The sequence below is a fragment of the Bacillota bacterium genome (genome assembly GCA_024653485.1).
GTDB lineage: Bacteria > Bacillota > SHA-98 > UBA4971 > UBA4971 > UBA6256.
Genome location: JANLFY010000004.1, coordinates 109,795 through 136,191, shown reverse-complemented (window position 1 = coordinate 136,191; position 26,397 = coordinate 109,795). Strand labels below are relative to the sequence as shown.

The window sequence follows — 26,397 nt, the reverse complement described above, 5'->3', positions numbered from 1 at the left end:
CTCCGCAGTGGCCGATGCCCGGAACGCGCGCGATGCCTGCGTACGTGTGCGAGTAAGCAAGTGTGCGAGTATTCGGCGTCCGTGGCAGCGCCTTATCCAGGCCAGCGTGCTCTTCTATGGCAGTATCTTCCCGGGATTCATGATGCCCGCGGGATCGAACGCACGCTTCAAGACGCGCATGGCAGCCATCGTAGGCTCGTCCAAGGCTTTCGGCATGAACCTCTTCTTGAAGATGCCTATGCCATGCTCTCCGGTGATCATTCCTCCGAGGCTGAGGGCTGTCTCGAATATCGCCTCGTTCACCCTGTCAAGCTCGGCGTTCCATTTCTCGTCGCTCACTCCACGCTTGAGGACTCCCACGTGCACGTTGCCGTCGCCCGCATGACCCCAGTTCACTATGGGCAAGCCGCTCCGCTCTGATATGTCCTCCACCGCGCTGATTAGCTCCGGGATCCTCACCCTCGGCACCACGACGTCCTCCACTTCGACCCTCTCACTGATGGCCTTGAGCGTCTCCAGGAGCACGCGCCTTGCGTGCCACAGCTGCTCTCTTTGGAAGGCGTTGTCCGCCACCAGCACGTCGTCGGCCCCGCTTTCGAGGCAGATCTCCGCCACTATCTCCGCCTGGGCGTCGATGTCCTCCCTCCTATTCCCATCAAGGCCCACTATGAGCTGCGCTTCGGAGTCGCTGAACGGCAGCTCCTTCTCCAGGTACTGCTCGCACGCCTTCACGCTCTCCCTGTCCATGAACTCCAACACCACCGGCACGATGCGTTTCGCTCTGATGATCTCGGTCACAGTGCGCGTGGCGTCCTGAAAACTGTGGAACGGAACGAGGAGATCGATCCGGCATTGAGGCAGGGGGATGAGTTTCAACACTGCCTGCGTCACGATGCCGAGCGTTCCTTCGGATCCAATGAGCACGTTCGCAAGGTCGTAGCCGGTGACGTTCTTTACGGTCTTTCCTCCGTATCGCATCACGCTCCCGTCGGGAAGGACCGCCTCGATGCCCATGACGTAGTCGCGGGTTATCCCGTATTTCACCGCCCTCGGCCCGCCAGCGTTCTCTGCGATATTGCCGCCTATGCTGCAGCTATCAAGGCTCGCCGGGTCGGGTGGGTAGAAAAGCCCTCGTGCCTCGACTTGCTTATGTAGCTCACCTACTACCAGGCCGGGTTCCACGACAGCCATGAGATTGCTCTCGTCCACCTCGACGAGGCGGTTCATCCTCTCCATGGATACAACCATGCCGCCATGCACCGGGAGGGCTCCTCCCGAAAGGCCCGTCCCCAGGCCTCGCGGGGTAAGGGGGATGTTCTCCGCCCCGGCAAGCCGAACCACGTGCGCCACCTGTTCTGTCGAAGCCGGCTTCACGACGACATCGGGCTTGAAATGCCAACCAGGCATCTCGTCGTGCGAGTACGGCTCCAGGCCTTCCTCGCTGGTCACCACGGCCTCGGGCCCCACGATCCGGGCAAGCATTTCCACGATCCGCTCATCAACCTTGCGATACACGCTCATCCCCTCCCGCGAAGAGTTTACCACCGCGGACACGGATGCGCAAACCGCCCTCTTGGCCAAGTGCGGGGCTGTATCGAGGCCGATCGCACAGGCCGTCACCCGCGTGGCGCCTCGGCCGACCCATGCGCTCCGGAACCATGGCTAGCTCGTCGCGGGCTGTTTGGACAAAGACGCAAGGGAAGAACTGCGACCCGGCTACCGCGTTAGCCGTTCGCGCTTGGAGGAGGCTTCGATCTCCCTTGCCCTGAGGACTTCCTCAGAAAGAAGGGACCTGATGGTGTTGAAGAGCGGAAGGAACCCGGGCTCCCCACGGATCTCCGAGACCTGTCTCGGGCGGGGCAAGGTCACGTCGATGGACGCCTTGACTCTGCCTGGACGGGCAGTCATGACGATAACCCTGTCACCCAAGGCGATGGCTTCGTCAATGCTATGAGTGATGAAGATGGCGGTCTTGCGAGACCGCTCCCATATCCTCAGGAGCTCCTGCTGGAGGAGCACTCTGGTTTGCTCGTCCAAGGAGCCGAAGGGCTCATCCATGAGCAGGATCTCCGGGTCGTTCGCAAAGGCTCGCGCCACGCTGGCCCTCTGTTTCATTCCCCCGGAGAGCTGATGCGGGTACGCGCGGGCGAACCCGGAAAGACCGATGAGCTCGATGTAGTGTTCGGCTATTCTGCGTCTGTGTGCCACAGGCACGCCGCGCAGCCTCAAGCCGTACTCCACGTTGTCGCGGACCGTCATCCAGGGAAAGAGAGATTGCTCCTGAAACACTACAGAGGCGAGAGGCCTCGGCGAACGCAGCGGTCCGGAGTACAAGAGCGCCTCTCCGGGAGTCGGACGCCCCCGGGCCACATTGGGACCGCCGCCCGACCGGTCCGGACGATCCCCCTCGCATCCGCCGAGCGCGTTCGAGGGGCAGCCGAGCGAGGCTCCCGCTTGGCCGAGCCCGATCTCTCCGGGGACCAGAGCGCGATACCTCACTAGTTCCCCGGTATCCTCGGCGAACTCGGGGTTTGCTCCGACTGAGATGTACACCTTGCCAGACGTCTGTCGGTCGAGCCCCGCAAGTATACGCAGGAGGGTCGTCTTCCCACACCCGCTTGGCCCGACCATGCACACGAATTCTCCCTCGGCAACGCCGAACGAGACTCCGTCCAGAGCGAGAACGCCACCGGACCGTCGCCGGAAGACCTTAGTGATGCCGCGCACATCGATCTTCGTATTCTCCGAAAGCAACACCGGTCTGCGGTGACGAGGCATCCCTTCGGGAGCTTCGGCACTCCCCGCCGCGGTCTCGCGAACCACTTTCTCACCACCCGCAATCGTCCACCGCGCTTCGCCCGTCCAGAGCCCAGACTCACTTTCATCAGGTCGGTGCGTCAGCCGTCCCTCGAACGTTTGCGCCGGCACGGTTCGCGCCGACCTGCCTACTAATCAAGCGTCAGTGCTTCCACGGAACGACCACGCGCTCGATGGCGTCCAACAAGTTGGAGAGGACGTATCCCATCAACGACATTGTCATTAGGCCTACGAACATCCGCTCGATGTCGAACATGTCGTACGCTCTCCAAATCATGTACCCAACCCCAGCTCGCGCCGCGGAAAGCTCAGCAGCCACGATTAGGAGCAGCGCAGTGCCCATGCCCAGCTTGAGACCGGCGAATACCATCGGTAGCGCCCCCGGCAGCGCCACCGTAAGGTAGAAGTCCTTTCGGCTTGCGCCGAAGCTCCTGGCCACATCAAGATATATCTTGTCGATGTTCATTACTCCAGCCATCGAGTTGATCAGCACCAAGTAGAACACGCCCACCGCCACTGTAACGACCTTCGACGCCTCTCCCAACCCAAAGACCAGCAATATGAGGGGCATTATCGCAAGCTTTGGGATGGGGAACGTCGCTGCGACCATCGGACCAAGCGCTGCACGCACAGGCGGGGCCAGGCCCATGGTTATGCCGAGGAGGATCCCGGCCCCGCTTCCGATGAGAAACCCCAGTAGGACACGCTGCAGGCTCACGAGTGTGTTGACCCACAACTCCCCCGACGCCACCACAGGCACGAGGGCCTTGAGAATGAGGGAAGGCGCCGAGAACAGCCTCACGTCCACGGCGCCCGCCCGCGCCAGAAGCTCCCACGCAACCAGGATGAGCGCAGGGGAGGCGAAGTACAACGCCCGGACGAGGAATCCGTTCACGCCGAACACTCTCTGTGCCAAGGACGGCTGTCGCTCTTCCTCCAGCACGAGCACCCTGCGCCGTACGCCGCCTGGTCGCGCCTCACTTCGTCGTGGGTCGCCTCGTCGCGCACGGCCCGTGTTGCGCGCTGCCGACTCCCCCACCCCGCTCTCCGTCATTTGTACTCGCCCAAAACCTTCACCGCGAAATCGCACCATTGGTTATCCACCACGTCCTCCGCGCGGAGCACGCCCTTGATGAGGCCGTGTGCCTGGTACCAGTCAAGGTCCAGCTGAATGCCTTTCATTCGCACGTATCCGTTGGGGTTCAGGCCGACTGGGAACATCTTATCGTACACGGCCGGGTCGTTCACGACAGAGGTCTCCGCCAGTATTCTCACTATCTCCTGTCGGCCTTTGTTCTTGAAGAAGGCGTCGTTGTAGTCGCGGAGGGACTTCAGGTACGCCACCATGAACCTCTTCGCCACTTCGGGCCTAGCCTGCATGCTCGCCCCGAACACGACTATGGCTGTCTGAGCGTGTGGATCGTACTCCGAGGGGTCCTTCCAGGGGTCTATGATTCCCTTTTCCACACCCTGCGTTACGAACGGCTCTATCACCATCCCGGCGTCTATGCTTCCGCTGCCGAGCGCGGCCAGGATGTCGGGAAAGGACCTTATTATCTGCAGGTCCACGTCCTTCGTGGTCAACCCACCTGAGGCGAGGCATCTGTCAAGAGCGATCTCGTCGAGGGAAGCCGTCCCCACGATCGCCACCCTACGCCCTCGTAGATCGGCCGCGGTGTTTATCTTTCCGACCAGGTCCTTTCTGATCACAAGGCGGTAGTAGCCCCTGCCCGGCACGTTGGTCCCCTTGTCAGCCACGACCTTGATAGGAAGCCCGCGCAGCATCGCGTTGAACAGACCGGCCGCGGTCACGGTGCACCCCACGTCAAGTTGGCCGGACCCGAGCAGGTTGATCATGTCCTGCCCCGTATTGAATTGTACCTCTTCGAGACGGATGCCCAGCTCCTTGTAGTATCCTTTGTAGCTGCCGATGAGGAGGCCACAGTCTGATGGGGCGCGTTTCATTCCTACGGTAACCTTGACCTCCGGGTTGAGCGGCTCGAGCTCGGTCTTACCCATGGCGAACTCGGAGGGCGCGACCGCGGCGCCGACGAGCACGCATATGAACACCACGAGAAGGGCCCGTATCCTCAACTCCTCTTACCTCCCCTGCTGCCAGTCTAGACGGGATGAACCCGCCAGGTCGCCTCGCGCGGTGTAGTATCACGGAACCTACCGGTCTGAGCTAGAGCGGCGTGCTAGTGAGTGTCACACAGCCTCATCACCTCCCCGAACATCCTCCCGCCTCTCCTTGGGGCATGCGCTTCCGCGTCCGTCGCAGGGATCCACCGCCCCGTCCTCGACACGCGTTCGCGCGCTCAGGGGCGTCACTGTGCCTCTCTGACAGAGCACGCATCGTCGGCGTGCAATCTCCGAGATAGACTCACGCAAAGGCCTCCCAGGCTAACGCTACCGTCGGCGCTGAGCTACCATGAGGGATGCGGATCCCGCGCGTCGCAGGCTGCGTGCGCGCGCTTCGCAGGTGCACAATCCATGATATGAGGCTCGGCGATGAAAGGTGAGGCGCGAGGAGCCAGGTGGCAGGCAGAAGAGCAGGTAGCCCAAGGATCATCGGGCGGCTAACGAGTTCACCTGAGCCGCACCGGGAGAGACGCAGAGAGACGCGAAGAGACACGAGGGGCTATATACGAGAGTGCCGCGCTTTGGAGGAGCCTCCGGAGCCTGAGATCAGGTCGAAAAGGGCCTTGGCCGCACCCTCCGGTCCTGCCAGCTCCCAACCGGGGATGCCCAGCCTGGTGCGGACTTGCCCGACGTACACCCCCGCCTTGAAGGCCGCATGGAAGACCCGTCTTGCCAAGGTTTCATGCAAGTCGCGGTACTGCGGTGGCCCGAAGATGTTAGCGAAGTAGGCTCGCACGAGACCTTCCGAGGCCGTCGTGCCTTTGGACATGGCCACGCCTTCCCGGAACACCTCTAGAGCCTGTTCAGCGTTGGAGAACCTCTCAATGACCGGGTGGTCCTCGTCCACTTCCTCGTAGTTGTTGGCGTAAAGAAGGTATTGTACGGGGTATCCCGCCAGCACCTCTTCGATGTTGGTCACGGGAATCACGGCGCGGGCGTTCGTCTTGTGTGGACTCATTATGATGGCCCGGTCCACCTGATCGAAAGCGTACCCTGGCTGGAGATCGTCCAGACGAACGAAGGCCCCGACCTCCGTGCCATAACCTCGGATGCTTCCGTCTGGAGCCACCTCAAACGAGCCCATGTCATCGGCGACGACCCGGAGCTCGCGGATGAGATCCTGCCCAAGCACCCTGAAAGCTTCGAGAGACTCCGATTTCCCGGTTCCGGTATCTCCCACTATCACGACACCCGCCGAGGGCCCGCTCCTGAGCGCGATCCTGGTCATCGCCCCGTGGAAGGGCATTCGACCGAGCTTCTTCATGACGAGGACGTTGTGGAGCGTGAGGATCATCTTCTTCAGGTATCCAAAGTAACCAAACCTGTCCTCTCCGGGGACGGCCGCAACGAAGAGGTCGTTGCGGCGATCCTCGTGAAAGACGGCCGGAAGCTCACCGAACCTTCTCATGTTCTCGGACGGGACTCCGAAGGCGTATATGGCGTCAGGCCCCCGTCTGACCTGATCCTCCGTGGCCAGCTCGAAGAGGTTCGCGAGCGAGCACCCGAGGCCCATGAACTTGTGATGGAAGTACACGAACACCACCACGGGGCCGACCTGGGCGGGATAGCACAGCCACTCCTCCGGCCTGAGGATCGCCCCCTCCAGGGGATTCTCGTCCACTCTGAGGAACTCCCCAGTTCGCTTGTTCATCAAGGGATCGATGATGAGCGGAGGATCGATGAGGACCTGGCGGACGAAGCGCACGTCCCGGAGCCCCTTGTAATCCTCAGGACACGGCCAGTCCTTCGGAACGGCGATGAGGCCGGCTTGTGCCCCAGCGGCCACCTGCCTGTAGATGCGGGGATGATCCCCCGTGATGTTCTCGCAGATGTCCCGGTACGCCGCCCTGACCACGTGCGTGAGCTGTTCCACGGTGTCGTTGAAGGTGCGGTACGGCCTCCGGTCGAGGCCAACGCCGGCGCCGGCCATGTCGCTCGGGCCGCCGTCGGCTTCGGAGTAGCAGATGAGGAAACGGTTGAAGCGACGCCAATAGTCGTAGAGAGCCTCCACGAACTCGTGGAGCAGACGCGGATCCCGCGCGAACCCCTCGGCTCCGGGAACGCTCCTGGCAGCTTGTTCGAGAGGAAAGGCCGCGAGGGCTCTAAGGAGAGAAACGAGCACGGCCTCCCTGCGCCGAATCCGCGTCTCGGAATCGTGTGCGAGCTGTGAAGCGTGTGTCGACTGGCGGTCCCCGTCCCCGTCGGGCTCCTCCAAGATGGCGAGCAGGGGCGAGTCTCTGCGCTCCAGCCAGCGGACGAAACTGTGAACGACCTCGCCGAAGAGGCCGCTGGACAAGAGCTCCCTGGTCGTGCTGCATACCGCGCCACGTGTAAACATGATGACCTGGCGCGGCAGCCAAGAGATGATCATGTTGGACATTGCCTCTCCTCCGGGCACGTCAACCTGGCGCCGCATGGTGCGCTGAAGCGGCACGCTGCTTGTGTTGCATTATATGTCAAGACCGTGTGTGAGTCAATCGCGACCAGCTCGGGTGATGTTCAAGCTGACTTGCACGTAAAAGCCCTGTGAAGAGGTTGACCCACGACATCCCCCGGTCTAAAATGGAGGAGGGTTTTGACTGACACAGGAGAATGTTACGCTAGTGGCTGGTTCTGCCGGTCGGTGCACGGCACCTCGTTCCGGACATTGGCACGGGTATGCCGCCGACGGCTATACAGCTTGTCGAAAGTGGATCCAGTATCAAGAGCCGTGGACACCCGCCGTGGTCTTGCATGTCAGCCCACGGAAGGCTCCAGCGCGAGAGCCTGACCCTGACGAAGCACTCACGGGTTCGAGGAAGCGTCTTGGTGCTTTCGCGCTGTCTAGCTCTTGTACTCCAGTGAAGTGACCACAATCACGCTCTCGCCGAGCGAACGAAAGGCACCATCGTGACATCCGGGGACGCTCCAATGATGGACGAGGGCGGACGTGTAGGCATGTTGCTGGATGGAATCGTCGTCGATGGACCGGTCGCTGGAGGAGGACTAGTCGCCGGAGGAATTCTCGAAACATTACACCTGGGAGGTCGTCGGGCAGTGGACGTTCGGAAGGTCGGCATCGTGGGCGCTGGCACAATGGGATGCGGCATCGCTGAGTGTGTTGCGGAGAGAGGATACGAAGTCATCCTCGTAGACCGCACAGAGGATCTCATCGAAGAAGCACGGAACCGAATTGAGGCGAGTCTCAACAAGAAGCTGGAGAAATGGGCGATCACGGAGGCCGAGAAGAGGGTCACCCTCGCCCGCATCCGCCCCAGCTCGCAACTGGCCGCCATCGCCCCCGCTGACCTCGTGATCGAGGCGGTAGTGGAAGACCCCGATGTCAAGAAGGAGGTCTTCCGAGCGCTCGACAATACCTGCCCTGAAGGCGTGGTGTTCGCGACGAACACGTCCACCCTGAGCGTGACGGAGCTCGCGGAGGTCACCCGAAGGCCCGACAGAGTCATCGGTCTTCACTTCTTGAACCCCGTGAACAAGATCAAGCTCGTGGAGATAGTTCGGGGCCTGAAGACGTCCGACGAAACTTTTGCCACGGCGAGCAAGTTCGTGACGAGCCTCAGGAAGACAGGGGTGGAGGTCCACGAGTCGCCGGGTTTCGTCACTACGAGGGTACTGGCACCGCTCCTCAACGAGGCGATGTACACCCTCATGGAGGGAGTCGCGTCGGCGAAGGGCATCGACACGGCGATGAAGCTAGGTTTCGACTTGGGCAAAGGGCCGCTCGAGCTTGCGGACCGCATGGGTCTGGACACGGTACTCGCTTTCATGGACCGGCTCTTCCGCGACTTGGGGGATCCCAAGTTCAGACCGTGCCCGCTTCTGAGAAAGCTGGTGCGCGCCGGGCACTTGGGCGTGAAGACCGGGCAGGGGTTTTTCAAGTACGACGCGGACGGAAACCTCGTCGATTGACGTACGCGGCTTTCCACTTCGGCGTCTTGATGCGGCATCATAGAGCGACATCCGTCAGGAGGCAGCGCCATGAAGGTATTCGTACTCAATTGCGGTAGCTCATCTGTCAAGTACCAGCTATTCAACATGGATGACGAGTCGGTGATGGCGAAAGGACTGGTGGAGCGGATCGGCTCCGACGACGCGATCCTGACGCATAGGCCGGCAGGGCGGCAGCCGGTCAAGCAAGTTGCGCCCATCCTGGATCACACCACCGCCATCGGTAAGGTCCTAGCCGTGCTCACTCACCATGAGCACGGCGTCATACGAGATATCAGCGAGATCGCGGCGGTTGGGCACCGCGTGGTCCATGGGGGGGAATCGTTCACCGGGTCTGTGCTCATAACCGAAGAAGTGAAGAAGGCGTTGCGCGACTGCATCGACCTTGCGCCGCTTCACAATCCGCCGAATTTGACAGGCATCGCGGCGGCGGAAGCGCTGATGCCGGGCGTACCTCAGGTTGCGGTGTTCGATACGGCTTTCCACTCGACCATGCCTAGGCACGCCTTCCTTTACGCCATCCCGTACGTCCTGTACCAGCGCCACAAGGTCCGTCGCTACGGGTTCCACGGCACCTCTCACAGGTACGTGGCCTGGCGCGCCGCAGCGATCCTCGGGCGGCCGTTGGAAACCCTCAAGATCATCAGCTGCCATCTCGGCAACGGAGCGAGCATCGCCGCGATAAAGGACGGGAAGTCTGTGGACACGAGCATGGGATTCACACCGCTCGAGGGGCTCATGATGGGCACCCGCAGCGGAGACGTGGATCCAGGTGTCATATTCTTCGTGATGGACCGCGAGCAGCTGACGCCGGCAGAGGCCAACTCCATGCTGAACAAGCACAGTGGACTCGTGGGGTTGTCGGGCTTGAGCAGCGACATGCGGGAGATCGAAGCTGGAATGGCCCAGGGCGATCCGCGGGCGAAGGACGCTTTCGACGTGTACGAGTACCGGATCCGCAAGTACATCGGCGCATACGCCGCCGCCATGGACGGCGTGGACGTCATCGTCTTCACGGCCGGTGTAGGCGAGAATTCTCCACTAATGCGGCAGCGGGTCTGTGACGGCTTGGGCTTCTTGGGAGTCAAGATCGACGCCTTGAAGAACGACATCAAGGGCAAAGAGGCTGACATCTCCGCCGAAGGCTCCGCTGTCAAGGTGCTGGTCATTCCCACCAACGAGGAGCTCGTGATCGCGAGAGACACGTTGGAGATCGTTTCCACCCTGCCGGCGGATAGTCGGATGCGTGCAGATCGCCACAGGCAGTAGGCCACCGTTCGGCTACCTCAGGTACTGCCGTATCGTCTGGATTTTGCTTTCTATGCCCTCAGCGCGAACGAGACTGTCGATTAGTTGCTCTCGGGGCATATTGCGGATTTCCTGGAGACGGTCCTCCCAGTACTTCACCTGTAGGCGGGCCTGATTCTGGAACTCCTCTTCGTAGCTGTGCTTCGCTTCCTCCAAAGCACTCTCGCTGCCTCCCGAAGCCCTGACGACGGCAGCATCCACAGCCTTCCAATAGGACGGACCCCGCACACCAGCGGGGTCCGGAATGGTCTCTCCTACTTGCCAGATGAGCCGCAGATATGGCCGCTGACCTGCTGACCTCGCTGTCCTCACCAGAAAGTCCACATGAGCAAATGACAAGAGTGTCACATTGTATCGGATCGCCTCATCATATAGCCGGCTGTTACCGCCCGGAAACTGAGTGTGCGGCGCCACCAGGAACGCATAGTCCGCTTCTTGGTTCCTACGCCACCTGTCCACGGCCTCAATCTTATAGTCCTTAGGGTTGAGGGCAGTTCGGCTTAATCGAAAGGACTTCACATCACATATCGATGAGTACCCCGGGCCGTCGATACAGAGGTCTGCGGCATTACTGCGTACATTGCTCACAGCTGACTGAAACCCCATTGCTCTGAACGCCTCCGAGACAACGATGTCGCAGTACTTGGCATAGACCTTTTCTTCTGATGAGTCGTGGGCGTACATCTCTGGGATTACCCCGGCGGCGCGGAGTCTGGCAGTAATTGTATCCACATCCCACGGCATCAACCTCTCGTACAACCTGTTGACCTTCTGAGGAAAACTCCCGCCCGCCTCGCAGACTTCTGTGATCAAGCGAGTGACATCCCCAGACACTGTGTCTCGTCCCCTTTCACAGTGACCGGCGCGACTTGAGGCTAAATTCAGGGATGAGCTCTCGAGTGCGGTGGTAGCAGGTTTCAACTATACTGCGAACTCTCACCTCGTCCTCCCGATCGCCGGTACTCCATGATAGGCTCTCTGAAAGTTGCCAGCCTGCACGCTGCACAAAAAGCGCGAGGCCGACCTCCATGGGAGACCAACCGTCCTCTAGAAGAACTCTCTGCACAACGGAAAGCCTACTCTCCTGCTCTTTCTGATCGAGCCATCGCCGTCTGCCACTGGCACCTGCCTTAGTAGCGACGATCACAGCAGAAGCGTGCACAGCTCCGTCCGCGAGCCCCCTCGGCCGCGCCCTCCTCTCTATGCAGAACGGCCAGCAGGCAGAGACAGTGAACCCGGCGCCAACAACCGCAGAGAAGGCCGCAGCCCAACCGTCAAGCGTGCTGTGCGAGAAAATCAGGCTCAAGACCCCTCCGGGTTTCAACACGCGATATCCCTCGGCAAGAGCAGCCTTCAACTCCCTGGAGTAGAACTCCATGGCCCGATCTGAACTTCCCTGCCGACGCGACGAGGCGACTATCTCCTCGTCGGTAGGTGCTTGCAGCAGAGCGAACTCCCCGGGAAACACGTCATGCAGACAGAGGCGTTTCCACGTGTAAATACAGTCAGAGAGAACTGAGTAATACACATTATCAGCATACGGCGGATCCGTGACGATGGCATCAACAGACGAGTCGGGCAGACAGAGTCTAGTGGCGGTACCAGACAGGACAGTCGGCTTATGAACGAAATGAGGCACGAGTTCACAGGCGTGCACGATACGCTCCAGTTTGTCCCATAGATTCGCGGGGCCCCGACTACAGGGATCTATCTCGGCAAACGTCCATTGCATAGGCATCCCAGGGCCAGCAAGGGAGCGACCCATTTGCTCGTTCGTAGGCAGCCAGATACTGAACGAGGAATTCCAGTCTACCAGTTGGTCTATCAGTCCAGATAGGAAAGCAACGACGGCTCTCGCTGTCTCTAACCCATCTTCCGCAACGATTTCCCGATAAAGGATGCGTAGGTTCCGTATGAGAGTCAGAAGAACTAGGAGCTGCCTCGGACTAAACATGTCCCGATGACTCACAACCCCGTATACCGTGGGATTCGTTATTCCGGACCATCGCGGTAGCCCCGTGGAAGGCAGCGCGCTTCCTATCGCAGACAACTCCCGATCGATGAGGGTATCGATGGGCAACTCCTCGCAACGATAGGGAACATAAGACTTGCCTTCTTTCCCCACGACACACCTTGCTGCCGGTGTAAGCGAAAAGGCACCATCCTTCAGGTGAAGGTCATCTTTCCCGAGCATTTGACCGCAAAACGGACAGCGTGTAGGCCAGTCTTCCGTATCGGAGTGACGTGACCGTTCCGCGTCCGATGTCTGAATCTCGAAGCAACCAACATCTCTTGATGCGGCGAACACAGCCCAAGTGCGAGACCCTCTCCGTGACCTCAGGAGAACCTTCCTTGTCACGGGCAAGACCGCGGCACATTTCCGATTCGGACATCGGCTGCTCCGGACCCAGAAGTAGGCCACGGTATCCCCTTCCGCCGTCGACCGATATGGAAAGAGCGGTGCAGTGTCGGCGCGCAAGCGACGCAACAAGCAATGACCGTACCGTCTGACCTTACGGGGCAACTCCTCGACATTTTGGCTGTAGTCCATGAGGGTCCGCTGGACGAATACTGCCAGTGGGTTCAGTTCTACGGAGATGGCCTTACATCCCAGACGGGCCGCCTCGAACGCAATGCTCCCCCCACCACCAAAGAGATCGAGAACCACACGACCGTCCCCAAGTACTTGTCGAGCACTCATGACTGCCCCAAGAGGAACAGGCTGAAAGCGGGCGAGTGCCGCACACAGATCAAAAGAACGCTTGAAGTCCTCCTCGCTGCTAATCCTCGCCAACGAGGCAAAGACGAGAGCACGCATGGAGCTGAGAGGTCGCCTCGCCCACCAGACATGCACACTGTGAGGTGTCTTGCCGTGCGAATAGCGCTCCGCAGTACCTTGAGCACTGATGGTCCGGGACGGCAACGCAGTACTGATTAACACCGAGTTCGGCGCCTCGAAACCAGATAGACGATCACAACCTTCACTGAGGTCCGTAGCTGAGCCCTCGAACATGCTGAGCTGCTCTTGTTGCATGACCAGAGACCACGCCCTCCTGTCAGACTACCTGCGGTGCGCGCATGGCAACACCCGCATGCCAGACCGACTGAAACAGGTACTTCCCTTCTTCTCGGACCCACACCTTGCTAGTTGTCTCAAACACCTGCGGCCAGGTCTACATTTTCAATGTAATGGATTTGCGGTGCTCGTGCAACCAGCAAACCCAGCAGCGCAGCAAGATTCCTAGCCTAGTCCTCTATGGCAACCACGGCGCCCAACAGCAAGAGAATTGGAGCGGCAGCTACCACCTTGCTGACGAGTCCGACAAGGTCACGGCAGCAACCAATGCGAGCTCCGCGACGCCGACCGCGAAGTGCCTGGGCAGAGGCGCAAGACCGAGCGCCGTCTGCCCCGCGTTCGCCGCGACATGAGGCAGCGCCACGAAGAGACCGCCGGCCGTCATGGCTTTCAGATAGACCCCGGGAGACATGAACGGGCTCACTCTGGCTCCGCCTCCTCCCTCGCCGGCCCTAGCGCAAGTGCCGCTGACCCGTGTGGCGCCCTCTACACAAGTGCCGCCGCCGTCTCGGACGCTTCCCTTCCCACGGTCCAGCCGCTCTGACTTCCCTAGCTTCCCCAACCTCCGAGACGATCCTGACCGCTGCAAGAGCACGAACCCGGTCACGAGCGACCCCGCAGCGGCCTGCAGCGCCCCCGACCCGCACGAGGTAACAAGGACACGCATCTCCGCCCGCCCTGTGAGGGCGGCCATCGCGAGCAGAACGACGACCGACACCATGTACGTCGTCGTGGCCACGGCCGCCTTGGCTGCCAGAGTCCACCGGGCCTCCACGGGAAGGGTTCTCACGTAAGATTGCCCGACCGTTTCCACGTTGAACAGGGCAGGCACCGCGGTGACCGCCATCAAGGCCATGAAACTGACAACGCCCAGTGAACCCGCGCGAAGCCGGCCGCTCGAACCCATCACCACTGCCCAGGGAATGACGGCCGCAGCCGGCATTATCAGCAAAGCCGCCTCAGACGGCGACCGGAACACGAGGCGTATGTCTTTGACGAGCACGCCCAGCCAAGGTGTCACAGGCCTCACCCGGAAGCTCCCGTGCGAAGCAGTGGGCCGCGACACGCCGCGACGGGCGCCGGCGACTCCGCCCAGCGCCCGCGCCCTCAGGCGCGCACCGACCCACGCGAGACTTCGAGCTGCGAGCGCAGCATACGCGGCAGAGGCCACGCCCGAGGCCACGAGCATCCCGCGCGTGGCGCCATCTGCGCCGCTCGCCGCAGATGTAAGAAAGCCGAAGCACGCTGGATACGAAAACTGGAGCGCGCCGGCGAGCGAGGGATTCTCTGCAATGGCCGCGAGGATGGCTTTGCCAAGGGAGGCCTGATAGGAGAACAAGAAGTACATACCCATCCCAGGCATGATAGTCATCACGAGGTATAGCGTTCTCGCCAAGTTCCGGAGCCCGCCTCCGGTCCGATTGAACACCTTCGCGTAGAAGAGCTCCGCCAGAGCGAAAGCGAGCACCACCGCGAAAGCCTCCGCGGTCGCGACTCCCGAAAGATAGGCGATCGCCCCGACGAACGAGCGCGCGAGGACGGCATGGGAAGCGGCGAACGCCAACAAGCCTACCACCAAAGGGACATCGAAGATTCTGAGGAATCCGAGCAGCGCCGCGGCCGCCACCTCATGTCGAGAGAGAGGCAGTAGCACCAGTGTGTGCACGGCTTTCGACGCGACGAACCCTGTCACCATGTCCATCGCCATCACCGTGATGATGAACCCTACCAAGAGGAGAGACACGCCCGCGGCCACGGCCATGCTTGCAGCACGGCTCACACCCGGAAAGGAGGCCTTGGCGGCCCCGAGAGCACCTCCCACGGCGGCGCCCGCCAAGAACACGCAGAGAAGCAGCTTCATCACTACCGCGCTCTGTCTCATGAATCTCCTGAAGTCGCCGGGCGCCTTTGTCTCGGGGAGCCGGCCTCCCCGCTTGAGACCGTAGAGGCTCTGAAACATCGCTTCCCTGTAGACGATCGCGGACATGCGCCATAGGTCGGCTCGCGTCCGAACGGTGCGCGACGTCTCAGTCTTTCGCCCCATTCCCCCCACCCTCCCAATCGCCTTCCAAGGCCCTTATGGTTTCGGCGATCCCGGCCTCCTCGGCTGTCACCTTTAGGAATATGTCCTCTAGTGATTCATCGGCGTGCACGAGCTCCCGCAGCTCCTGGATGGTTCCCTCTCCCACCATGCGACCGTGGTTGATTATGCCCACCCGCGTGCATAGGCGCTCAGCCACCTCCATGACGTGGGTGCAGAAGATGACGGCGCCGCCCTTGCGCGCGTGTAGGCTCACGAGCTCTTTCAGTATGCGCGAAGTACGAGCGTCCAACCCGTTGAGAGGTTCGTCGAGCACGAGGAGCGGTGGGTCGTGAAGGAGCGCCGCGATGACCGCCACTTTCTGTTTGGTGCCCAGCGAGAGCGTTGCGATGGGACTGTCGAAGTACGGTTCCATCCTGAACGCCCTGACCATCCGCTCTATCCTTGCGTTTGCCTCAAAGGCAGCAAGACGCCGAACGGAGGAGATGAACTCCAAGAACTCTCTGGGCGTCAGGGAGTCGAAGAGGAGGACATCCTCCGGAACGAATCCGATCAGGCTCTTTACGACCATCTCATCCCTGTGCGAGTGCCCGAACACCCTGACATCCCCTGAAGTGGGCTCCACAAGTCCCACGAGCGTCTTGATCGTGCTGCTCTTCCCCGCGCCGTTGGGACCGAGGAGCCCGTATATCTCGCCCCGCCCCACCTCGAAAGAGAGGCCCTCCACAGCCACTACAGAGCCATACTGCACGACGAGCTCGCGGACGCTCACCGCCTCAAGACCTTCGCATTCCATCGCCATCGCTTCCCGTCTCCTTGCCTCGGTCGCCTTGGCGACCCCACTTTGGGACCCGTGGAAACCCAGACTACTCCCCGCACGCGTGGCCCAGGACCAGCCCAAGAACCATGCCGCGTGCTTCCCACCCGAGACCATTGCCCGGTACTGTTGGACGACGGGCAGGGCCGTATCATTCGCGTCCTGCTGCGCCGTCCTGAGCTGGACTCCGTCGGACTATGGGACCGTCGGAGTCGGAGCTGGCGGGGTCTTCGCGGAGAACCGCGACGAGACAGTTAGGAGTCTTGGCGTGCCCATGGAGGCAGGCGCAGAAGCCACCCACACCCACCCACGCCGCCGATGCAGGACCGGTCGACCACTCCAAGCGCAATCAGCGCCAGGCGAGACGTGCTCTCATCCCTTTAGCCCCGACATGGACATCCCCTGCACGAAGTACCGCTGGAACAAGAGGAAGACCACGAGCATCGGCAGGATGTTGAACAGCGACCCCGTCAGGACCAGGTGCCAAAAGGTATAGTACTGGCCCCGCAGGTAATTGAGGCCGAGGGCGAGCGTGAAGTTCCCCGGCGAGTTGAGCACGACGAGCGGCCAGGTGAAATCGTTCCACGTGCCCTGGAACGTGAAGATGGCGAGCGCGGCCATCACAGGTTTGCACAAGGGGAGTATGACGTGGCGGTACGTCCCGAATCGTGAGCAGCCGTCGATCTTCGCAGCCTCCTCCAGTTCCTTCGGAATCGCCTTCATGAATTGAACCATCAGGAAGACGCCCAAGACGCGGGCGACATCCGGGAGGACCAAGCCCGCCAGTGAGTCAACCAGCCCCAATCGGTGAACGATGATGTAGCGTGGTATGAGAGTGATTTGCCCCGGTATCATGAGGGTGCCGAGGGTGGCCATGAACATCGCATCTCGGCCCGGGAAGCGTAGCCGGGCAAAGGCGTAGCCTGCGAGCGAGCACAAGAACAAGTTCGTCGTGACCGTGATCGTCGACGCCAGAGCGCTGTTCAGAAGCCATTTCGGGAAGAGCGGCGAGACGGTCCAGACCGCCCTGTAGTTGTCCAGGCTGAGTCTGGATGGGATGAAGGTTGGAGGCCAGTCCAGGACCTCGGAAAGGGTCTTGAACGACGCTGATATGGTGAACGCGAACGGAGCCAACGTGACGATGGCGACGACAATGGCTAAGACGTGTATGGCCACGCTTGCAGCACGCCGCTCAAATGCGTGCCTTCTGCTCTTGAGGCGAGTGCGCAGACGGGACGGCTCGACCGAGGCTCCACAGCCTGGGATTCCACGATCGGAAGACATGTCTCGCACCTCTCCCTTTCCCCTTCCCGATGTCCGTGTGTCCGTGTGCGGTCGCCTGGCAGAGACTTGCGCAGAACACGTGTGCGACCGCGAGAATCAATACTCGATCCTGATATCGAGGAGCCTCCGCTGAATCAAGGTCAAGACGAAGATGACCGCAAACAAAGCGAAGGCCATGGCCGCTCCGTAACCGAACTTGAGATCACCGAAAGCCTCAGTGTACACGAGGTACACGATGGACATCGTGGACTTGAGCGGCCCACCTCTCGTCATGATGTAAACTTGATCAAACACCTGCATACACCCTATGGTCCCGAGCACGACGACCAGGAATATGCTCGGCCTCAAGAGCGGCAGCGTCACGTGCCGGAAAGTCTGCCAGGTGCTCGCGCCGTCTATTCTCGAAGCCTCACAAACACTCACAGGTATGTCCTGCAGCGCAGCAAGGAACACCACCATGAAATACGCGGATGTCGTCCATATCACGAGCGTCATTATGGCTGGAAGTGCGGTGGATGGGTTTCCCAGCCAGTCAGTATCCGAAGGGAGCCTCAAGAGCGACAGGATGTAGTTGATGATGCCCTGCTTATAGTAAAGCCACATGAAGATGATGGAGCTGGCCACCGAGGACGTGATGCACGGGACGTAGTACGCTGATCGGAAGAACCCTCGTAGCTTGAGCCGCTGGTTCGCCAGGACCGCAAGGAAGAGCGCCACAGCTGTCTGGATTGGCACCACGCCCGCGGCATATATCACCACGTTGCGAAGAGCTATGCGGAGGTCGCGGTCGGCCAGGAGCCTTCGATAGTTCGCGAGCCCCACGAATTCAGGGGGAGTGAAAAGATCGTACTTGTGAAAGCTGAGATATAGCGCATATACAGCCGCCAGGAAAACGAAGGTGCCTATCGTCAGGAGAAACGGTGCGACGAACAGATAGCCGGTTATTGCTTCGGACACCTTCTCCTTCCGAAGGCGGGCCGCCGCACGCGACCACGCCGAGCCTGGTTGGGCGTTGGATTGGGTGCCAGGCAAAGGGTTCATCGCTCTCACCACCTATCGAGCAAGCGACGTGCAAGAGACACGTCTCCTCCTGCAGCGGTTGCTCTACAGCAGTCGCTCTCCGACGCCGCCCGGCCGGCCGGCTCAGGCTGTGCCGGCCGGCCGGGCGCCTTCCTTCCGTCATGGCACATGCCGCGACGTGTCAACGAGCGAACCCATACTCGTCACTCCGACAGGATCCCGTCGATCTCCCGGACCGCGTCGTTCATGGCCTTGTCGGGCTGCTCGTTCTTCAGGTATATCTTCTCAATGGACTGGTTCAGCACGTTCATTATCTTCTCGCCGTGCTCACCGAATTGCCACGGAACGGCGTACGCGTAGCCTTTGAAGATCGCCGCCATGTTGGGGTTGCTCTTGAAGAACGGATGATCCCCCAGCGCAACCCTGGTTGGGAGGGCGAAGCCCGTTTCCAGGACCTTCTTCTGGTTCTCGTACCCGGTCAGGTGCTCCACGAGGAGCCAGGCTTCCTCGGGGTGCTTGCAGCTTGCGGCCACGCTGTAGGAGACCGTGAAGTACACGTTGCCGCGTCCCGCGGGGCCCTTGGGCAGCTCGCAAACGCCGTATTCGACGTTGGCGAAGTTGTTGTCAAGGTAAGGAATGAGCCAGCCGCCCTCAAGCACCATCGCGACGCGCTCCTTGCCGAAAGCGTCGCCGCCCCAACCTGCGCCGACCTCGGAGGGTATGACCGCCGACTTGTCCTTCATCTTGAAGCTCGTGTAGTAGTCGAGCGCCCTCACGCCTTCAGGCGAAGCGAAGAGGCACTTCTTCCCCGTCTTGTCCAGGAACTGGGCGCCGCTTTGAACAAGGAACGGACGAAAGCGCGCGGCGTCCACAGGCAGGCATATCCCGTAGCGATCCTTCGAAGGATCTCCCACGATCTTCGTCAACTTCTTCGCAACTTCGCGCAGCGTTTCCCATGTCCAATCCGGCGTGGGATAGGGTATCTTCGCCTCGTCGAACATCTTCTTGTTATAGAATAGGCCAAGCGTGTTGAAGTCCTTCGGAATCCCGTACGTCTTGCCGTTGTATGTAAAGCCGTTCAAGAGAGTCTCGGCGAAGTCGGAGCGCTTTGTTCCGGTCTTGGCCATGTATGGGTCGAGAGCGAGAAGCATTCCGCGGGACATCAGCGGTTCAGCCCAGAAAATGTCAACGTAGAAGACGTCGGGAGCGTTACGGGCGGCAAGCATTGTCTTGATCTTCGTCGCGAAATCCTCCACGATGGGCTCGTACTTCACCTCGATGTTCGGGTGCTTCTGGGCGAACACCTTCAGGGCATCCGCCACGAGTTGCTGCTCCTCGGGCGAAGCCTGCCAGCCGGAAAGCACGAGGGTCACCTTGTCCGCCGCAACGGCGCCCGCGGCCAACGCAGCGATCAGCACAGCGCACAACACCACACACGCAAGTCTCTTCATTCCAGGACTCCCTCCTCTTGTATTAGTCGAAACGGCACCTTCCAGACGCGCGACTCCTCCAGTTGGTCTCCAAGTCCGCTTCGTCGCGTCTTCCACCTCCCTCTCTCGACCGAGCTTTAGTCTTACGCCGCACCCTGTTCCCTTCCCCAGGCCCAGGCGCCACCATCCACGAACCGCGGCCTCCTCGCCGTATGGCCAATCATGGCGAGACGTCAAAGAGACCTCTCAGCCGCAGACTCTTACGGATGTATGGCAAGATCCGTCAAACTCCACGCGCATTCGTGTGCCACGCCAAGTGAGAGTCGCCGACAGGCGCCTCCACCGGCCTGGCAGACGCGGGTCGACTCGCAGCGTCCCGCCAGCCCACGGAGAGAGACTGGCATCCCTTTCGCGAGGCACGCTCACGGGGGCCTGAATTCCCGCGAAGCCGTTCACTATGGCTTGCCACAGGCCACCTTGAGTGGCCATGTGGATTCCGTTCGCAGAGTTACCCATGGCGTCTGCAAGGTCGATTCGGGCGGCGCGCTCGAAGTAGCGCCACGCTTCCTCGTCGAGCCCCAACATGCTGGCAATGGTCGAGTGTATGGCGCAGCTCAGGGACGAACCGTGATCCGTCCTCGGCTCATAGTAGTCCCAGTTCGCCCGCACAACCTCCTTCCAGGAAGCGCCCGCAGGGTGCCGCAGTGGCAGCGCGTGACCGCCACCAGCGGCGATCCCGCCGCCAGCACCGATCCCGCCACCAGTGCTGGTCTCGCCGCCAGTGCCGATATCGCCACCGGCGCCGACCTCACCGTCAGCACCACCTGCGCACGTTTCACCAGCAAGACTGATGTCGTCCGCAACGCTCTCCCCCAGGAGGTAGAGAGCCATGAGAACGTCTGGCTGCTTCACCACCTGCGATCTGGCTACAGCTTCGGGTCCTATTACGGTTTCCATCGGCCTGAACTCCGGCCCGTCCAGCTTGATCACCACGTCAGCGAGGTCTCGAAACCCGTCGAACTGTTCGATCACGGGCGCCCCTGGGACGAGGGGCTCTCGCTGTCCCCCAGCCCCAGCTCTATCCCATGGCTTCCCGCCTGGCACGTCCTGGGTCACAGCGTCCGCGAAAGGCTCTGGCGCGAAGAGCGCTCGGCCGCACACGAGCCGCCTGGCTACGTCAGCCATGTGGGCTAGTTCGTCATGGTTGATACCGATGGCGGATACAAGACGTGACCACTCAGCCGGGTGGCTGGCCATCAAGTAGTTGCTCAACGCCAACGCTGCCCGAATGTTCCAGCGCGCCATGGCATTGGTGTAGTAATTGTTGTTCACGTCCTCGTGGTACTCATCAGGGCCTATGACGTGCAGGATCTCGTACGCCTGAGTCGACGGGTTGTAAGACGCACGGCTAGCCCAGAACCTACCGGTCTCGATGATGATCTCCGCCCCTCGACGCAGCAGGAACTCCTCATCCCCTGTGGCCATGCAATACTGCCACACGGCGTAAGCCACGTCGGCCGTGATGTGGTGCTCCAGGTCACCGCAGAGGATCCGCCGTCTCGCGCCGGTCAGCGGGTCGGGATCCCCCCACGAAGGCGTGGTCTCTTCGCCCGTATCGGCGCTCTCCCACGCAAACATGGCGCCGCGATAGCCTTTCGAGGCCGCGTTCCTGCGCGCGGCCGCGAGCGTGTTGTACCTGTATCCGAGGAGGTTGCGGGCCACTTCGGGCAGGGTGAACGTGAAGAATGGCACCACGAACGTCTCCGTGTCCCAGAAGACGTGACCCTTGTAGCCTTCTCCGGACAATCCTCGAGCGCCTATGCTCACGCGGTCCGTGTGGCGCGGCGCGGCCTGTACCATGTGGAACATCGCGAAACGCGCCGCCCTCTGGGCGAAGTCATCCCCTTCTATGACGATGTCACATCTGTCCCATATGTCGCGCCACACCCTGCGGTGCTCTTCCAGGAGTCCCGCAAAGCGGCGCTCGGCGCCGCGCCTCGCGGCGCTCAACGCAAGCGCGAGCGGGTCGGCGACGTCACAACAATCACTCGTCGCGGCATCGAGGGACGTGCCGAAGCCTACGTACTTCTCAACGGCAACGCGCTCCCCACGCCGGCACGTCAGCTTCAGCAAGGCCGAGCCCGTATCATGCGAGACCCAGGTTGCGGCGGGGCAGGGTTCGCACCCCTCCGACCCGGCGTCCCCTCCAAAGGCCTCCACTATCTGAGCCTCGGCTATCGTGACGCCCGACGACCTGGTGCGCGCCACGACATAGCTAGCCTCCCCATGGCGCCCCTGCTCCACCACGTCAAGGTGAACAGCCCTGGCATTCGAAACTCGTCCGTCGATGGCACAGTCCACAACGACCTCGACGTCGCTGTCCTCGGGTTCGATCGAGAGGCTCACCGCTCCCACGTGGATGTCCGCCATCGACACCAGCCGACGCCACGTGAAGCGCACGGTCCGGCCTCGCGAGCCTCGCCATCTCACGGCGCGCTCCAGGATCCCTTCACGCATGTCAAGCGTTCGCCTGAAAGACAGCAGCTCTCCTCGAGCCATTCCGAACTCTTCGCCATCGACGGTGATGCGCATGCGCAGCCAATTGGGCGCGACGACGAGCTCCGGCACGCCGCCCGGAGCGGTGTCGAACACCCCTGCGATGAAAGTCGCCGGGGTCGACCCTGGGTGGCCTTCCTCGGGAGCTCCCCTCACGCCCAGATAACCATTTCCCAAAGCGCAGACTGTCTCCCTGTGTCCTGCTTTCGCAAGGTCGAGTTCGTCCTCGACTATGCACCATCCGTGTCTCTCGCTGGTCAACTCGTTCCCTCCATCCGATCCCGGCCGGTCCGTCTCTGGTCCCTCGCTCATGCATCCCTGGCGATCCGTCTGCGTCGTGTGGCGCCGTGAGGAGCTGTACGGCGCCGTGCGAAGCCGTGCGTGGCCATGCTAAGCCGCGCGTGGCCGCGTCGCACCCCGGGGCGCCGCGCTCCGCACCGCTCAACAGCCCACTACGCTTGGGGGAATTCCCCAAGGAATGGAGAGCCCCGGGGGAAATGCAATTACTTCAACGTTAAAGTAACCAAGGGTTATCTCACACGATTTCTCCCTCGAAGTCCCCCTGTCGCCCGCAGCACGCGACGGGCTTGCCACGTCCGCGTCCCCCGCTCCGCATTCCCCGCAGCCACCCGCCGCCACCAGCCACTTTTCGGCGCCGCCTTCCTTGGCGCACCGCGTCAGGCGCGTTCGCTACGCGGCGGTGCCGTAGAGCCTCTCACGATGAGATTCGTCGCGAGCCGGAACCCAGGAGCGGGAAACGCGTTCCCCGATCGCCCGTCCTGCAGACGGCCCAACACCATTCTCGCAGCCGTCGCTCCAAGATCGTACCGGGCCTGCCTCACCGTGGTGAGCGGCGGGTCCACGTGCGACGCGCTGGGTATGTCGTCGAACCCCACCACTGACACGTCCTGGGGAATTGAGAGCCCCATAGCCTTGAGCGTCTGTACAAGGCCAATTGCCATCAGGTCGCTCGCCGCCACCACCGCGGTCGGACGCGTGTCGCGCGGAAGCATCATGAAGTACTCCGCAGCCTGCGCCCCGCACTCGCTCGAGAAATCGCCTTCGAACGTCAAGGCTGGGTCATACGGTATCCCGGCGTTCATGAGGGCAATCTTGTACCCTTCGAGCCGCTCCCCGCTGACCGTGGCATGCGCGTGTCCGTTCAGCATGCCTATCTTCCTATGCCCAAGTGAAATGAGATGCTCGGTGGCGGTCTTTGACCCGAGGACGTTGTCGGACGCCACGAAGCCTATCCCATCCCCCGGCGGAGCCACGTCTATGAGCACGCATGGCACGTCGAGCTCGCTGAGCGAACGGTACTGCGGGTCATCCGTGCGAAGTCCCATCATGATGACCGCGTCCACCTGACGCTCCTTGCATTTCCCCACGTACGACCGGACGCACGACCTCCCGTTGGGCCGCCCGCCTTCGGACGGACCGCCGACTCCGTAGAGCACGAGGTCGTAACCGGCCGCGCTCACCGTGTCCATGACACCCAGGATGACTTCGTACGCGAACGGATCACCGAATCCGGTAGGGCCCCTTCCAAGGACGAAGAGACCGATCGTGTCGGTCTTCTTGGTCACGAGCCCTCTCGCAATGGCATTGCGCCGGTAACCCAGCTCCTGAGCCACTCGCTTGATCTTCTCGCGCGTTTCCTCGCCGATGTCGCGGTGATCGTTGAGCGCCCTGGAAACGGCTGTCGGGGAAACGCCCACTATCTTTGCGATGTCCTTAATCGTTACAGCCATGAAAGCCCGAAACCTCCCAGACTGTCGCAGGCAGCAACCGGGCCGATCCCAAGACAGCGCGTGTTGGGTCGGACTCTCGACATCCGATGGCTCACCCCGTCTACTTGAACGTTTCAGCGCCCTCGTATGTTTTTCTGTACGTCTGACGAAAATCCTCCTTTCGCTTTCGAGAATCGTGTGGACTCGCACGCGCGCCCGCCGCCCCTTCATATGGCTGGACGTCGCGTACTGTCGCGTACTGACCGCGCAGGCTGGTAATGATATCATGTATCTGGTTTATCGGCTCTCTCGCACGATGACGCGCACGAACAACGGCCGCCTCCGCGGGCACCCCCAGACGCCGAGTCAATCCCCAAGTCGATCGACAGTCGATCGACAATGGGGTGCCTCGCGTGGCCCGTATCCGAGAACTTGAACAGAGGAGGGTGTCGCCGGGAAATGGTTTCGTCACAAAGTGAGCTCACGTCGATTCTGCGACGCATAGACCACCGAGGCTACAAGGCGTATCAGGACATCCGCGGGCATTTCGCATTCCCAGGATTCGAGCTCTTCATAGACCACGTGCAGCCCGACCCGTTCGCCCCGCCAAGCAGGTTCAGGGTCCGCGTCCCTCAGAGTGTGGCGCGTTTCCCAGCGCGGTCCTATTCTACGCCTTCGCGGCGAATCGCCCTCTCGGATTTCCTCACCCGCCGTTTCAGCGGCCTCGCCGCTTCCGAGGCAGCTGCCGGAGGCATCGGGCGGAGCGGCCGGATCTCGATGGCGCGTCCGGGACAGGAGGTCCTCGCCCGTAACTCTGTCCTCGTGGACGAGGACTTCGTCGAAGCCCGGTTCACAGTGGGGCTCCCCGCAGCGGGGCGCACGGTCCTCGGCGGCGTGGCCGAGGACCTCATTTGCGGCGCCGTCCCCAGGCTCGTCCGGGAGTCCCTCGTGTTCGCGTCCCTGTCTGATGCTGAGGCCGCCGCTCTCGAGCGACACGTCGCCGCGGCGGAAGACGCCGACGCCCTCCGCGAAGTCCTCCCCGAGCTCGGGATCGTAGCGTTCGTCGCGAATGGCGCCATCCTGCCACGGCGCAGCGGTGTGGACGAGCGTCCCCTGGACCGGGGCAACGTTGTGCCGTTCGAATCCCCGCCGTCACTCGAAGTCGAGGTCGTCCTCCCGAACCGTGGCCCGGTCCGAGGGATGGGCATCCCACTAGGCGTAACCCTCATCGTGGGCGGCGGGTACCACGGCAAGTCCACGCTCCTTCGCGGGATAGAGCGAGGTGTTTACAACCACGTCCCCGGCGACGGCCGCGAACTCGTGGTAACCTCTCCGCTGGCCGTGAAGATCCGAGCTGAGGACGGCCGCGCCGTCACCGAGGACGACATCAGCTTCTTCATCGCCAAGCTCCCTTTCGGCGCCGACACCCGGCATTTCTCCACTGAGAACGCGAGCGGCAGCACGTCCCAGGCGGCAAACATAGTGGAAGCCGTTGAGGCGGGGGCGAGAGTGCTCTTGGTGGACGAGGACACTTCCGCGACGAACTTCATGATCCGGGACCGCCGCATGCAGGCGCTCGTGGCCAAGGACAAGGAACCCATCACCCCGTTCATCGATCGCGTGCGCACCCTAGCGGAAGACGGCATCTCAACCGTGCTGGTCCTCGGGGGCTCGGGAGACTATCTCGACGTCGCGGACACCGTGATCATGATGGACGAGTACAGGCCGGTGGACGTGACCGGCCGCGCGCGTGAAGTGGCCGCTCGCTTCCCTACCGGGCGCGCCTTCGAGGGCCGCGACGAAGATCTGAGCGTCGCCGGCAGGGTGCCGGTCTCCCTTGGGTTCGCAAGGACCGGGGACCGCCGCTCCGGAAAGACCAAGGCCAGGGGCACCGACGCGATCGTCCTCGGACGCGAAGAGATCGACCTGCGCAACGTGGAGCAAGTGGTGGACCCGGGTCAGACGAGATTCATCGCGGATGCCCTCCGCTACATAGAGACGCGCCTCCTGGACGGCAAAGCGACAATCCGGGAGCTCATAGAGCGGCTCGAACGGGAGGTTGCCGCGCGCGGGATGGACGTGGTCGCGCCGTACGTCCACGGCGACTACTGCCTCGCTCGCCCTATCGAGATCGCAGCCGCTCTGAACAGGTTGAGGACCATACAGGTCAGAGCCATTCAGTCTCGGCACTCGGTGCAGACTTGACGAGGATATGATTACGCGGAGCT

General features: G+C 61.7%; 17 protein-coding genes. 3 read left to right on the top strand and 14 right to left on the bottom strand.

The window, feature by feature from the left end; translation table 11 throughout:
- Nucleotides 1-114: 114 nt before the first annotated feature.
- From NUW12_04515 to NUW12_04495, 5 genes are all read right to left on the bottom strand, one after another.
- Nucleotides 115-1,515, bottom strand: a complete 1,401-nt coding sequence (locus tag NUW12_04515; GenBank protein ID MCR4402034.1) for an FAD-binding protein — start codon at nucleotides 1,513-1,515, stop codon at nucleotides 115-117.
- Nucleotides 1,516-1,716: 201 nt separating this feature from the next.
- Nucleotides 1,717-2,778, bottom strand: a complete 1,062-nt coding sequence (locus NUW12_04510) for an ABC transporter ATP-binding protein (GenBank protein ID MCR4402033.1) — start codon at nucleotides 2,776-2,778, stop codon at nucleotides 1,717-1,719.
- A 181-nt stretch (nucleotides 2,779-2,959) separates the two neighbouring features.
- Complete coding sequence (locus NUW12_04505; GenBank protein ID MCR4402032.1) at nucleotides 2,960-3,766, bottom strand: ABC transporter permease; 807 nt, start codon at nucleotides 3,764-3,766, stop codon at nucleotides 2,960-2,962.
- Nucleotides 3,767-3,867: 101 nt separating this feature from the next.
- Complete coding sequence (locus NUW12_04500) at nucleotides 3,868-4,911, bottom strand: ABC transporter substrate-binding protein (GenBank protein MCR4402031.1); 1,044 nt, start codon at nucleotides 4,909-4,911, stop codon at nucleotides 3,868-3,870.
- 547 nt (nucleotides 4,912-5,458) lie between these two features.
- Complete coding sequence (locus tag NUW12_04495; GenBank protein ID MCR4402030.1) at nucleotides 5,459-7,339, bottom strand: phosphoenolpyruvate carboxykinase; 1,881 nt, start codon at nucleotides 7,337-7,339, stop codon at nucleotides 5,459-5,461.
- Between the two features lie 656 nt (nucleotides 7,340-7,995).
- Here NUW12_04495 and NUW12_04490 point away from each other — a divergent pair.
- Together NUW12_04490 and NUW12_04485 are read left to right on the top strand one after the other, a co-directional pair.
- Nucleotides 7,996-8,868 carry a 3-hydroxyacyl-CoA dehydrogenase NAD-binding domain-containing protein gene (locus tag NUW12_04490; protein ID MCR4402029.1) on the top strand — a complete coding sequence of 291 codons (873 nt, stop codon included), beginning with the start codon at nucleotides 7,996-7,998 and terminating at the stop codon, nucleotides 8,866-8,868.
- Nucleotides 8,869-8,937: 69 nt separating this feature from the next.
- The gene (locus NUW12_04485; protein ID MCR4402028.1) at nucleotides 8,938-10,176 is read left to right on the top strand and encodes an acetate kinase; all 1,239 of its coding nucleotides are present in this window, start codon (nucleotides 8,938-8,940) and stop codon (nucleotides 10,174-10,176) included.
- Nucleotides 10,177-10,188: 12 nt separating this feature from the next.
- On the opposite strand, the gene NUW12_04480 is transcribed toward NUW12_04485, so the two are convergent.
- The 9 genes from NUW12_04480 to NUW12_04440 all read right to left on the bottom strand — a co-directional run bounded on the left by NUW12_04480 (nucleotide 10,189) and on the right by NUW12_04440 (nucleotide 24,190).
- On the bottom strand, nucleotides 10,189-11,049 hold the full coding sequence (locus NUW12_04480) for a HindIII family type II restriction endonuclease (GenBank protein ID MCR4402027.1): 861 nt from the start codon (nucleotides 11,047-11,049) through the stop codon (nucleotides 10,189-10,191).
- Between the two features lie 16 nt (nucleotides 11,050-11,065).
- On the bottom strand, nucleotides 11,066-12,340 hold the full coding sequence (locus tag NUW12_04475) for a hypothetical protein (GenBank protein MCR4402026.1): 1,275 nt from the start codon (nucleotides 12,338-12,340) through the stop codon (nucleotides 11,066-11,068).
- A gap of 1,174 nt (nucleotides 12,341-13,514) precedes the next feature.
- A complete protein-coding gene (locus NUW12_04470; protein ID MCR4402025.1) occupies nucleotides 13,515-15,335 on the bottom strand; it encodes a hypothetical protein in 1,821 nt (606 codons plus the stop codon).
- A complete protein-coding gene (locus NUW12_04465) occupies nucleotides 15,319-16,134 on the bottom strand; it encodes an ABC transporter ATP-binding protein (protein ID MCR4402024.1) in 816 nt (271 codons plus the stop codon). The genes NUW12_04470 and NUW12_04465 overlap by 17 nt, the downstream gene beginning before the upstream one ends.
- A 387-nt stretch (nucleotides 16,135-16,521) precedes the next feature.
- Complete coding sequence (locus NUW12_04460) at nucleotides 16,522-17,325, bottom strand: carbohydrate ABC transporter permease (protein ID MCR4402023.1); 804 nt, start codon at nucleotides 17,323-17,325, stop codon at nucleotides 16,522-16,524.
- A gap of 204 nt (nucleotides 17,326-17,529) precedes the next feature.
- Nucleotides 17,530-18,474 carry a sugar ABC transporter permease gene (locus tag NUW12_04455; GenBank protein MCR4402022.1) on the bottom strand — a complete coding sequence of 315 codons (945 nt, stop codon included), beginning with the start codon at nucleotides 18,472-18,474 and terminating at the stop codon, nucleotides 17,530-17,532.
- Nucleotides 18,475-18,656: 182 nt separating this feature from the next.
- Nucleotides 18,657-19,904 (bottom strand): ABC transporter substrate-binding protein, encoded by a 1,248-nt coding sequence (locus NUW12_04450; protein ID MCR4402021.1) that lies wholly within the window; start codon nucleotides 19,902-19,904, stop codon nucleotides 18,657-18,659.
- A gap of 225 nt (nucleotides 19,905-20,129) precedes the next feature.
- Nucleotides 20,130-22,700 (bottom strand): hypothetical protein, encoded by a 2,571-nt coding sequence (locus NUW12_04445; protein ID MCR4402020.1) that lies wholly within the window; start codon nucleotides 22,698-22,700, stop codon nucleotides 20,130-20,132.
- 416 nt (nucleotides 22,701-23,116) lie between these two features.
- A complete protein-coding gene (locus NUW12_04440) occupies nucleotides 23,117-24,190 on the bottom strand; it encodes a LacI family transcriptional regulator (protein ID MCR4402019.1) in 1,074 nt (357 codons plus the stop codon).
- Between the two features lie 438 nt (nucleotides 24,191-24,628).
- On the opposite strand from NUW12_04440, the gene NUW12_04435 reads away from it, so the two are divergent.
- Nucleotides 24,629-26,374, top strand: coding sequence for an ABC-ATPase domain-containing protein (locus NUW12_04435; GenBank protein ID MCR4402018.1), 1,746 nt, complete (start codon nucleotides 24,629-24,631; stop codon nucleotides 26,372-26,374).
- The last annotated feature ends 23 nt before the right edge of the window (nucleotides 26,375-26,397 follow it).

What these genes read in the sequence shown, in the direction of transcription:
- NUW12_04510 (MCR4402033.1), bottom strand. Translation starts at nt 2,778, where the DNA reads ATGCCTCGTCACCGCAGACCGGTGTTGCTTTCGGAGAATACGAAGATC.
- NUW12_04495 (MCR4402030.1), bottom strand. Translation starts at nt 7,339, where the DNA reads ATGTCCAACATGATCATCTCTTGGCTGCCGCGCCAGGTCATCATGTTT.
- NUW12_04485 (MCR4402028.1), top strand. Translation starts at nt 8,938, where the DNA reads ATGAAGGTATTCGTACTCAATTGCGGTAGCTCATCTGTCAAGTACCAG.
- NUW12_04470 (MCR4402025.1), bottom strand. Translation starts at nt 15,335, where the DNA reads ATGGGGCGAAAGACTGAGACGTCGCGCACCGTTCGGACGCGAGCCGAC.
- NUW12_04465 (MCR4402024.1), bottom strand. Translation starts at nt 16,134, where the DNA reads ATGGCGATGGAATGCGAAGGTCTTGAGGCGGTGAGCGTCCGCGAGCTC.
- NUW12_04455 (MCR4402022.1), bottom strand. Translation starts at nt 18,474, where the DNA reads ATGAACCCTTTGCCTGGCACCCAATCCAACGCCCAACCAGGCTCGGCG.
- NUW12_04450 (MCR4402021.1), bottom strand. Translation starts at nt 19,904, where the DNA reads ATGAAGAGACTTGCGTGTGTGGTGTTGTGCGCTGTGCTGATCGCTGCG.
- NUW12_04440 (MCR4402019.1), bottom strand. Translation starts at nt 24,190, where the DNA reads ATGGCTGTAACGATTAAGGACATCGCAAAGATAGTGGGCGTTTCCCCG.
- NUW12_04435 (MCR4402018.1), top strand. Translation starts at nt 24,629, where the DNA reads ATGGTTTCGTCACAAAGTGAGCTCACGTCGATTCTGCGACGCATAGAC.